This window comes from Caballeronia sp. BR00000012568055 (assembly GCF_029439455.1).
In the GTDB taxonomy this organism is placed as follows: domain Bacteria; phylum Pseudomonadota; class Gammaproteobacteria; order Burkholderiales; family Burkholderiaceae; genus Caballeronia.
The window spans coordinates 1-9,886 of the sequence record NZ_JAQFVG010000341.1; the positions used below are offsets into that span (position 1 = coordinate 1).

A 9,886-nucleotide genomic window follows, 5' to 3' on the forward strand; every position below is an offset into this window, starting at 1 on the left:
TTATCGACCATGCATCGCTTTAGCTTTTCCATGCAGGATGCAATCATCGGCTTTACGCTGGCTGCGGCCATTGCGGGCATGATCGTGATTCGTTTCGTGCGCGAAACCAAGGGCATTTCGCTTGATGATGTGGATCGTGAGGGCAACGAATGAAACGCGAAAAGATCCGATGGGCGTGCTGGGCGCAGCGAGCATTGCGGATCGATTCGCCGCGTATGAAAACTCTCTGGCCAATCAGCTCGTGATTGACCAGATTATTTCGTTAGCCTGATTATTATTTTGAAACGGGGCGAACTTCATGCCGAAGCAGTTTGCCCCGCGCAATACGCTTCCCACTCTTTCGCAAGCTGCGCGCGCACATCTTTCTTGGTGATCTTTCCATACGCCGACTTCGGCAGCGCGTCCCAGTACACGAAATGACGCGGCCACTTGTAGCGCGCGAGTCGTCCATCGAGTTGCGCGAGCAGCGCTTCGGCGTCCGCGCTTTGCCCCGGCTTGCAGACGACAACGGCCACGCCCAGTTCACCCCACTTGGGATCAGGCATACCGAGCACGGCCGCTTCATGCACGGCAGGATGCGTCAGCAAAGCCTCTTCGACTTCACGGGGATACACATTCGAGCCGCCGGAAATATACATATCCGACGATCGCCCGGTGATAAACAAAAAGCCCTCGCGATCCAGATGTCCGAGATCGCCGGTATGAAACCAGCCGTGTTTGAACGCCTTCTCGTTCGCTTCGGGATTATTGTCGTAACCGAGCATCACGGCCGGGCCGCGCACGCAGATTTCGCCTGTTTCAAAGGGCCGAAGGCGATTCCCCGCTTCATCGAAAATAGCGATATCGATCCCCGTGCGCGCATAGCCGCACGTTCCCGCACGACAATTCGGCGCGTCGTCGTCTTCTTCGTGAAGGAACGGCGGCAACACGGTGATATTGCCGGTCACTTCGCCGAGACCGTAGTACTGCACGAGAACGCGGCCGAGTTTCTTCAATGCATGCTTCTGATCCGCGCGATACATCGGCGCGCCCGCGTAGATCACGAACTTGAGCGAGCTGTGGTCGTAGCGATCCACGGCCTCATGCTCGGTCAACATCTTCACAATAGTCGGCACCGTGAACATATTGTCCACTCGATGCTGCTGCACCAACGACCACACTTCTTCGGCATCCATACGATCCGATTCTGGCAGCACATGCGCCGCGCCCCGCGCCGTGTTGACGATTGCATGAATGCCCGCGCCATGCGAAAGCGGCGCGATCACCAGCGAGCGCGAACGGTACGTAATGCCCGGCATCAGATCGGCAAGATGATTCGCGACGACAAAAGCCATTTGTCCGTGCGTGAGCGTGCCGGCTTTCGGATAACCCGTGGTGCCCGACGTATAGAAGAACCACAACGGATCGTCGCGATCCACATCGACGGATGCAAATTCTTGATCCGTCGATAACACTAACGCTTCGTAGTCCAACTCACCGTCACGCGGTGCATCCAGCGCAATCACGATCTCCAATGCAGACGACGCTTCACGCACCGCATCGACATAAGATTCAAAGCCGCGGTCGTAAATCATCACGCGCGCGCCGCTCGATTTCGCGAGATACGCGGCCTCGGGCGGCGCCACGCGATAGTTCGTCGGCACCCACACCGCGCCGAGCTTGAACGCGATCCACGCGCTTTCGAACAGCGGCAGATTATTGCGCGAATGCACCAGAATCCTGTCGCCCTTTTCGATGCCTTGCGCGCGCAACGCAGCGCATACCGCATCGACACGCCGGTTGATTTCGCTCCACGTATGCGTGCGCGACGGCGTGATAAAACCCGGTTCGTCGGGCAGACGGCGAGCGGCCTGCGTGAGCAGATCGCCCAGATTCATTACCGTTGTCAGCATGTCGTCTCCCCTTCAAATGCGGCGTTCGAGGATGCTGAGATAGTTTGCCACCGCCGCGCCGCCCATGTTGAACACGCCCGCGATCTGCGCATTGGGAATCTGCATGTCGCCCGCTTCGCCCGCGAGCTGCATGGCGGCCATCACGTGCATCGACACGCCGGTCGCGCCGATCGGATGTCCCTTCGATTTCAGTCCGCCCGATGGGTTGATCGGCAAACGGCCTTCTTTCGTGGTCACGCCGTCAAGAATAGCGCGTGCGCCCTGGCCTTTCTCGGCCAGACCCATTGCTTCGTACTCCAACAATTCGGCGATGGTAAAGCAGTCGTGCGTTTCGACGAAAGCGAGATCGTCGAGATTGCATTTTGCATCTAAAAGACCGCGCTGCCAGGCGCGGCGCGCACCGGTAAATTCCGTGGGATCGCGCTTCGACAAAGGCAGATAATCGCTGATCTGCACCGAAGCACGGAACTCGATCGCGCGTTTCGCTTCAAGCGACGCTTCGGGTGAAGCGATAATCAACGCCGCCGCACCATCCGATACCAGCGAACAATCCGTGCGCTTAAGCGGCCCCGCCACGAACGGATTCTTCTCCGACGGATTCCGGCAGAAATCGAAGCCGAAATCGCGACGCATATGCGCATACGGATTCGCCATACCATTGCGATGATTCTTCGCCGCGATGGCCGCGAGCGCGTCCGATTGATCGCCGTAGCGGTCGAAATACGCTTGTGCGATGGTGCCGAAAATGCCCGCGAAGCCACCCGGCACGCCTGCTTCTTCCTTCGCATACGAGCACTTCTGCAACACGTCGCCGACTTCCTTCGTCGGCAGGCCGTTCATCTTTTCCACGCCGATGACGAGCGCGTATTTCGAGCGGCCGGAACGCACCGCATCGAGTGCGGAATAGACGGCGGCCGAACCCGTAGCGCAGGCGTTTTCACATCGCACTGTGGATGCAAAACGCAATTCGGGGATCGCGTTGAAGACCAGCGCGGACGGAAAATCCTGGTAGACGAAACCGCCGTTGAATGTACCGACATGCACTGAATCGATGACGCTTGCGTCCAGTCCCGCATGCGTAAGCGCTTCTTTTGCGGATTGCGCGATCATGTCTTCGGGCTCGAGTGCATCGAATTTGCCGAACGGAAGATGGCTCCAGCCGATGATGGATGCTTGCATAGTTCGTTTACCTTATTAACGATTGACGAGTTCTTTCTTGACGCGCAGCACGAGCAGTCCGCCGATCGCAATCGACGCCGCCATCACGTACAGACCGATATCGGTCGAATGCGTCTTGTCGCTGACCCAGCCGATAAAGAACGGCCCGAGAAAGCCCGACAGATTGCCCAGCGAGTTGATCACCGCGATCCCCGCCGCTGCGGCCGCACCCGACAAAATGGCAGTCGGCAGGCACCAGAACTGCGAGATGGTGACGACCACGCACGAAGTCACGATGGTCAGCGCGATCATCGCGATCACGAGGTTATGGCTGTACGCAACCGCGACCAGCCACGACACCGCGCCGATCCACGCGGGCGCGGTGACATGCCAGCGGCGCTCGCGCAAGGTATCGGACGAGCGGGAAACCAGGATCATGACGATAGTCGCCGCTGCATACGGCAACATGCTTAGCATACCGATCAAAAGTGGATCGGTAGCGCCGGAGTTCTTGATAAGCGTCGGCAGGAAAAAGCCCGTTCCGTACAAGCCGATGGCGAAGAAAAAGTAGATGCCGCACATCAGCCAGACGCGCGGATTCGTGAAGCCATCGCGCAGGTTATGCGATTGCGTCTGCGACTGATCCTGCGCGATATCGTTGGCGATCAGACGGCGTTCGTTGTCGGTGAGCCATTTGGCATCGCTTACGCGGTCTTGCAGGAACAGCAGTACGGCGAAGGCCATCACCACCGAGGGAATCGCTTCGAGCAGAAACAGCCATTGCCAGCCCGCCCAGCCGTGAACGCCCGCCATCGAATGCATGATCCAGCCCGACACCGGGCCGCCAATCACGCCCGCCACCGGAATACCGGTCATGAACAGCGCGATCATCTTCGAACGGCGCTTGCTTGGATACCAATACGTCAGATACAGAATGACGCCGGGAAACAGGCCCGCTTCCGCGAGACCAAGCAGAAAGCGCACGACATAAAACATGGCTGGCGTGGTGACGAACATCGTTGCGGCGGAGATGATCGCCCACGTAATCATGACCCGCGCGATCCACACGCGCGCGCCGACCTTATGCAAAATCAAATTGCTTGGTACTTCGAACAAAAAATATCCGATAAAGAAGATGCCCGCGCCGAGACCGTAGACTGTCTCGCTGAATTGCAGATCGCGCAGCATTTGCAGCTTCGCAAAGCCGACATTCACGCGATCCAGATAGGCCACCACATAGCACATGAAAAGCAGCGGAATCAGCCGCCATGTGACCTTCGCATAGACACGCGCCTCATCGGTCTGACCGATTGCGCCGGGATGCGCCACACCTTTGATGCTCGACATCTGTCTCCTCCGGTTTTTCGCGTTGGTCCGTATCATGGACCTCTATGAGCAGCCTATAATCAGCACAGGAGCCATGCTAAGTAAGCCATCAGCGATTTAAAAGCGCTTTGTGCGGCTTTCCCGGGTTAACGATGGTGTCACAATATGGACCATTTGGAGCATTCATGGATGTCATTCCCGGCGCTCAGGCAGTCTCGCGCGCGCTGTGCGTGCTGCGGGCCGTGGCGCGTACGCGCACGGCAGGCGTCAACCTCGCGCAGCTCGTGCGCGATACCGGGCTCAACAAGCCGACGGTGCATCGGCTCCTGCTGGCCTTGATGGCCGAAGGCATGGTCGAACAAGACGCGGCATCGCTGCGCTATTTCATCGGACGCGAGTGCTATGTGCTCGGCGGCATCGCGAGCGAGCGGTTCGGACTGGGACGCGAAGCGGCGGACGGCGTGGCGCGACTGGCGCGTTCTTCGGGCGATTCGGCGTTTTTTTCGATCCGCAGCGATGTATTCGCCGTCTGCGTGTTGCGCGAGGACGGCGATTTTCCGCTGAAAACGCACGTGCTTCAGCCGGGCACGCGGCACCCGCTCGGCATCGGCGCGGGCAGTCTCGCCATGCTCGCATCGATGGACGATACGGACGTCGAGCGCTGTCTCGCGGAAAACGCGGCGCTGATTGCATCGAGCTATACGGAGTTTTCAGCGGACATGCTGCGGCGAGAGGTTGCCATCACGCGCGAGAACGGCTTCGCGGTCAGCGAAGGGCACGTGGTGCGCGGATCGTGGGGCGTGGCGGCGGCGGTGCATGCGCCGTCCGGTGAAGTGGTCGGCGCGTTCACCATTGCAGCGGTGGAATCGCGCTTGCCGAAGGAGCGTCAAGGCGTGCTGGGGCGGCAATTGATCGACGAGGCGCGTCGGCTGGAAACGCATTTGCGCAAAGCCGCTTCGTTGCAGCCGGAGCCTAAAGTCAAGCGATCGACGACGCGCGCAAGCTGAATGCAAAACGCCGCCCATCGAGGGCGGCGTTCAAGGCACGACCAACGCAGTTAAAACCGATCAGAAGTCCGTCGTCATCGACAAGAGCACGGTGCGCGGTGCGCCTTGCGTCAGATAACCGCCGATAGTCGATGCCCAGTACGACTTGTTCGCCACGTTAAGCACGCTGGCGCGGAAGGTCGTCGGCTTGCCGAACAGCACGGTTGCGTAACGCGCGCCGAGGTCGAAGCGGTTCCAGTGCGGAATCGACAGCGTGTTCGTCGTGTTCAGATACTGCGAACCCGTGTAGATCCAGCGCGCCGTGACGGTCAGACCTTGCAGCAGCGGCACATCGTACTCGGCGTTCACATTGAACATGAAAGTCGGCACGCCAATAGGCTTGTTGCCTTCCGTCGATGCGCTGCCGGTATCGAGTTGCGTCGCATGAATATACGTGCCGCCCGCAATCAGGCGCACGCCCTTGACGGGCTCGCCGAACACCGATGCCTCGATCCCGCGATGGCGCTGCGTGCCGTCCGCCACGAACACGTTCGCGGCATTCGTGTACGTCAGCGGCTTTTCGATCTGGAACGCCGCGACCGTCGCGCCGTACTGACCGTTGTCATACTTCGCGCCGACTTCCCACTGCTTCGACTTCTCGGGCGGCAACAACTGGCCCACGTTCGCCGCAGTCGAAGGCGCTTCATCGCCGATGGTCAGCGCTTCACTGTGGTTCGCAAAGAACGACACGCTTTGCCACGGCTTCACGACGAGGCCGAACACCGGCGTGGTCACCGAATCGTTATAGGCTTCGGTTTGCTTGCCCGTGTAATCGTAGTTGTTTGCGTGCAGATCCTGATGACGCAGACCCGCCGTGAACAACACGCGATCGTTCAGGAATCCCAAGGTATCCGAAATCGATACGCTGCGCAGCAAGCTCAGCGCCACGGTTTGCGGATCGCCAAGATTGCCTGCTTGTCCGATGGTCGCCGGATACGGCACTTGCGACGTGTCGTAAATGCTCGACGGGAACGAGCCGCTGTACGTGTACGCCGACATCGAATCCACGCGCACGATCGACGCGCCTGCGGTCACGAAATGCGATACCGGCCCGGTGTTGAAGCGGCCGCGCACGCCTGCTTCTGCGGATGAACCGTCTTCCTTGTGCGGCACGCCCAGACGCGATTGCGTCACGCCTGCATCGGTGATGCTCGGCGACGCGTATTCGCCGTGCTCGTCCGTGTGACGCATGCCGCCCGTGATGTAGGCGGTCCAGCCCGGCAGGAAATCGTATTCGGCGCGCAAGATACCAACTGTATCTTCGATCGAACTGTAGGCCCAGGTCTGGCCGTAGTTGTACGTTGCGGACGGCGGCGACGGAACAAAGGTGCCGTAGTCATACACGGTCGAACGGCCGCCGTTGATGCGTTGGCGCTGATACAGGAAATCGCCGTACAGACGCAGCTTGTCGCCGCGCCAGTCGAGCGAAACCGCCGTCGTATTGTCACGGCGATGTTCACCGTCGATCGCCGTTTCGCCATCGTGATTGGCCTGATTCACGCGAATGCCGAACTGGCCTTCGCTGCCGAAGCGGCGACCCACATCGACGTGCGCGCCAATCACGCCCGAGGTTTCGCCTTCGAGCGTCACGCGCGTGAGCGGTTTGTCGTCGGCGCGCTTGAGTTGCAGATTCAGACCACCGCCCACCGCCGAACCCTGCGGCGATGCGCCATTCAGAAACGCATTCGCGCCCTTGAACAAATCGACGCGTTCGAGCGCATCGGTGGCGACGAGCTGACGCGGCGTGATGCCGTACAGGCCGTTGAGCGAGATATCGTCGCCCTGCAATTCGAAGCCGCGAATCACGTACGTTTCCGCGAAGTTGCCGAAGCCGAACGCGGTACGCACGGACGGATCGTTCGCCAGCACATCGCCGATGGTGCGTGCCTGTTGATCCTCGATCAGCTTCGACGTGTACGTGGTCATGCTGAACGGCACATCGAGATTTTTCTGCTGACCGAGCACGCCGTAGTCCGCGCCGCGCGCGACCTGGCCGCCCGCGAACGTCGGCGCGAGATCGCCGGGAAGTTGCTCCTTGGTGCCCTGCACCTTGACGGCCGGCAGCGTGCTTTCAGCGGGCGCAGCGTTGCCGCCCGAACTGCTGTCGGTGGTCTGCGCGTATGCCGACAAGGAGAAAAGCGCCGCAATCGCGGGCGCGATGGCAAGAACGGTGGCGCGACGAATCAGCGCCTGCGCAGGCGCGGCCTGCGAGGTGTGCGAACGGGAAACGGGCATGAATCGGGACGTCGTTGATAGTCGGTCTTCCGTCCCGGGGCGCTTGGAATCCGGGCGGCATTGTCGTGAACCGACAGCGAATTGAAACGCCGACGGTTCTTTGTGCCCGAAGTATAAGTTAAATGCGAGTCGTTATCATTCCGTTATTACGCGATTTGTATCGGCGCAACAAATCATTGCTTACGCGCAAACGTTCGCTGATTTATTCGATGTTTGCCCGCTGTCTGCTTAAATCAGCCTTTCGATTTAGTCTTAGGAAGCTCGGCCACACAAATCGCGATACCGACGAACGCCGACGCGCCGCGCGCTTCTTCAGCCAGATCATCAAACCGGTGATGCTCAGCACCGCGACCGCCACGCCGACGGCGCTGATCAAAATGCGCCCCGGAATCCCGATGATGCGTCCCGAATGCAACGGAAACTGCGCCTGCAAAAAGATATCGCCGGCTGTACCGCGACCGGGAATCGACTGGCCGGCGAGCGCGCCCGTGTGACCGTTGTAATAGAACCAGGCGTTGCCGAGACCGACATCGCCGTGTTCCTGGCCTGGCGCGAAAAAGCCTATGCCGTAGGCCTGAAACGCGGGCGCGTAGTAGATCGCGCCCATCGGCTGCGTGATGCCTTCGCGCTTTGCATCGCGCGCGGCAGCGTCGATGATTTGCGCGGGCGTGGCGTCGACGCTGCCAGCGGGACCGGCGCGCACGAGCGCGGGGTTATCGAAGAACGAAGGCGAGAGTGTCGAGAACGCGGATACCACCGGCCGCACGACCGGCTCGCTCAGGTTCATCGAAATCGACGTGAGCGCGACGGTCAACAGCAACGCCCAAATCCACACGCCGCCCGAGCGATGCAGATCGAAAGTCAACGCATAGCCGCCACGTTTAATTCGGAAAGCGAACGATTTTCTCCACGCCTTCACACTCGGAAACGACAGAATCAGCGCGATCCCGCTATCGAAAAACCACATGATGCCGACGATGCCCAGCAGCCACGTGCCGATATCAAAGCCGCCGACGATCGGCAAATGCAGCGTGTAGTGCAGCTTGTAGAGGAACGGCATCAGATCGATACGCGCCAGCGACACCGCGCCCCACATCCGCTTGGCCTGCACCGCGCCCGTGGCCGGATCGACGGCGATCTGGTTGTAGTCGACATCGAACGGCGCTTTGGTCGCGGGATTCTCGCGCGGCATCACCATCATCTGCACCGCGTGGCCCGGCTCGACGCCGAGCGGCAGATACGTCACCTGCACGCGCGGATCGGCGGACTCGACGCGCTTCGCCAGTTCGAGCGGCGCGAGCGCGGGCGCATCGCTCTTCGCGTAGAAGAACGACGGATTGAGCCACGCGTCGATCTCGTGATCCCACGCGATCACCGCGCCGGTCAGCCCCGACACGAACAAGAAAAGCGCCGTCGCAACACCGAGCCAGCGATGCAGGCGTACAAAAATCGGCCTCATGCGAGCCCTGTCACGGAAACGGAAACGAGCGCGAAAGCGACAGCAAGCATAGAACGCGTTTCGGGTAAATAGGAATTGTTCGCATTCTATAGATGCACGCGCGTGCGGACAAGGCAAATCGTAAGCTTCGAAAGGTTTTGCGCGATTCACGCGGCAAAGACGAAATATCCGGTGAGGCGTTGGATTCTGGACACAAGTTTACAAATAACCGATGCATAGGCAGAATTGCGGTCCTCAAATGCGAACGCTTCGCATTTATATGCATACAAGAACGGCAAAAAGGACACCATGAGATCGGTAGCGCGCGGCGAGATGAAACGAGGCGGATGGACATTGCGGCCATCGACATGTGCAGCATTGCTGCTTTTCGCGACGACGGCGCAGTCCGCGATCGCGCAGGAAAGCGCCACGGCAACCGCGCTGCCCGCCGTCTCGGTCACGGCGACATCGGACAACGACAAGCTCCAGCATCTCGACAAAGACGTGACCAGCGGCGCACTCGGCACGCGCACGCAACTCGATACGCCCTACTCGACCACGGTCGTCACCGGCGAAGAACTCGCGGACCGGCAGGTCAAGAGCCTCGGCGATGTATTCGCTCAAGACGCGTCCGTCTCCGACAACAGCAATCCGTACAACGCGTGGTCCAGCTATGTGACCGTGCGCGGCATGCAACTGGACTGGCAGAACGGCTTTCGTATCGACGGGCAGCCGTTCAATTCGTATGGCATCACCATGCCTTATGAGCAACTCGAAAGCGTAGATCTCCT

General features: G+C 60.0%; 7 protein-coding genes. 2 read left to right on the plus strand and 5 right to left on the minus strand.

The window, feature by feature from the left end; genetic code table 11:
- Positions 1 to 296: 296 nt before the first annotated feature.
- From P7F28_RS29565 to P7F28_RS29575, 3 genes are read right to left on the minus strand one after another with little or no spacing between them, the layout of a single operon-like run.
- Complete coding sequence (locus P7F28_RS29565) at positions 297 to 1,892, minus strand: acyl-CoA synthetase (RefSeq protein ID WP_277188520.1); 1,596 nt, start codon at positions 1,890 to 1,892, stop codon at positions 297 to 299.
- 12 nt (positions 1,893 to 1,904) lie between these two features.
- Positions 1,905 to 3,071, minus strand: a complete 1,167-nt coding sequence (locus tag P7F28_RS29570) for an acetyl-CoA acetyltransferase (RefSeq protein WP_277188521.1) — start codon at positions 3,069 to 3,071, stop codon at positions 1,905 to 1,907.
- 15 nt (positions 3,072 to 3,086) lie between these two features.
- The gene (locus tag P7F28_RS29575; protein WP_277188523.1) at positions 3,087 to 4,397 is read right to left on the minus strand and encodes an MFS transporter; all 1,311 of its coding nucleotides are present in this window, start codon (positions 4,395 to 4,397) and stop codon (positions 3,087 to 3,089) included.
- Positions 4,398 to 4,561: 164 nt separating this feature from the next.
- Here P7F28_RS29575 and P7F28_RS29580 point away from each other — a divergent pair, with 164 nt between their 5' ends.
- Complete coding sequence (locus P7F28_RS29580; RefSeq protein ID WP_277188524.1) at positions 4,562 to 5,383, plus strand: IclR family transcriptional regulator; 822 nt, start codon at positions 4,562 to 4,564, stop codon at positions 5,381 to 5,383.
- A gap of 60 nt (positions 5,384 to 5,443) precedes the next feature.
- On the opposite strand, the gene P7F28_RS29585 is transcribed toward P7F28_RS29580, so the two are convergent.
- Complete coding sequence (locus P7F28_RS29585; RefSeq protein ID WP_277188526.1) at positions 5,444 to 7,657, minus strand: TonB-dependent siderophore receptor; 2,214 nt, start codon at positions 7,655 to 7,657, stop codon at positions 5,444 to 5,446.
- Positions 7,658 to 7,859: 202 nt separating this feature from the next.
- Positions 7,860 to 9,116 (minus strand): PepSY domain-containing protein, encoded by a 1,257-nt coding sequence (locus tag P7F28_RS29590; RefSeq protein ID WP_277188528.1) that lies wholly within the window; start codon positions 9,114 to 9,116, stop codon positions 7,860 to 7,862.
- 312 nt (positions 9,117 to 9,428) lie between these two features.
- Here P7F28_RS29590 and P7F28_RS29595 point away from each other — a divergent pair.
- A partial coding sequence (locus P7F28_RS29595; RefSeq protein WP_370467433.1) for a TonB-dependent receptor plug domain-containing protein occupies positions 9,429 to 9,886 on the plus strand: 458 nt, incomplete at its 3' end.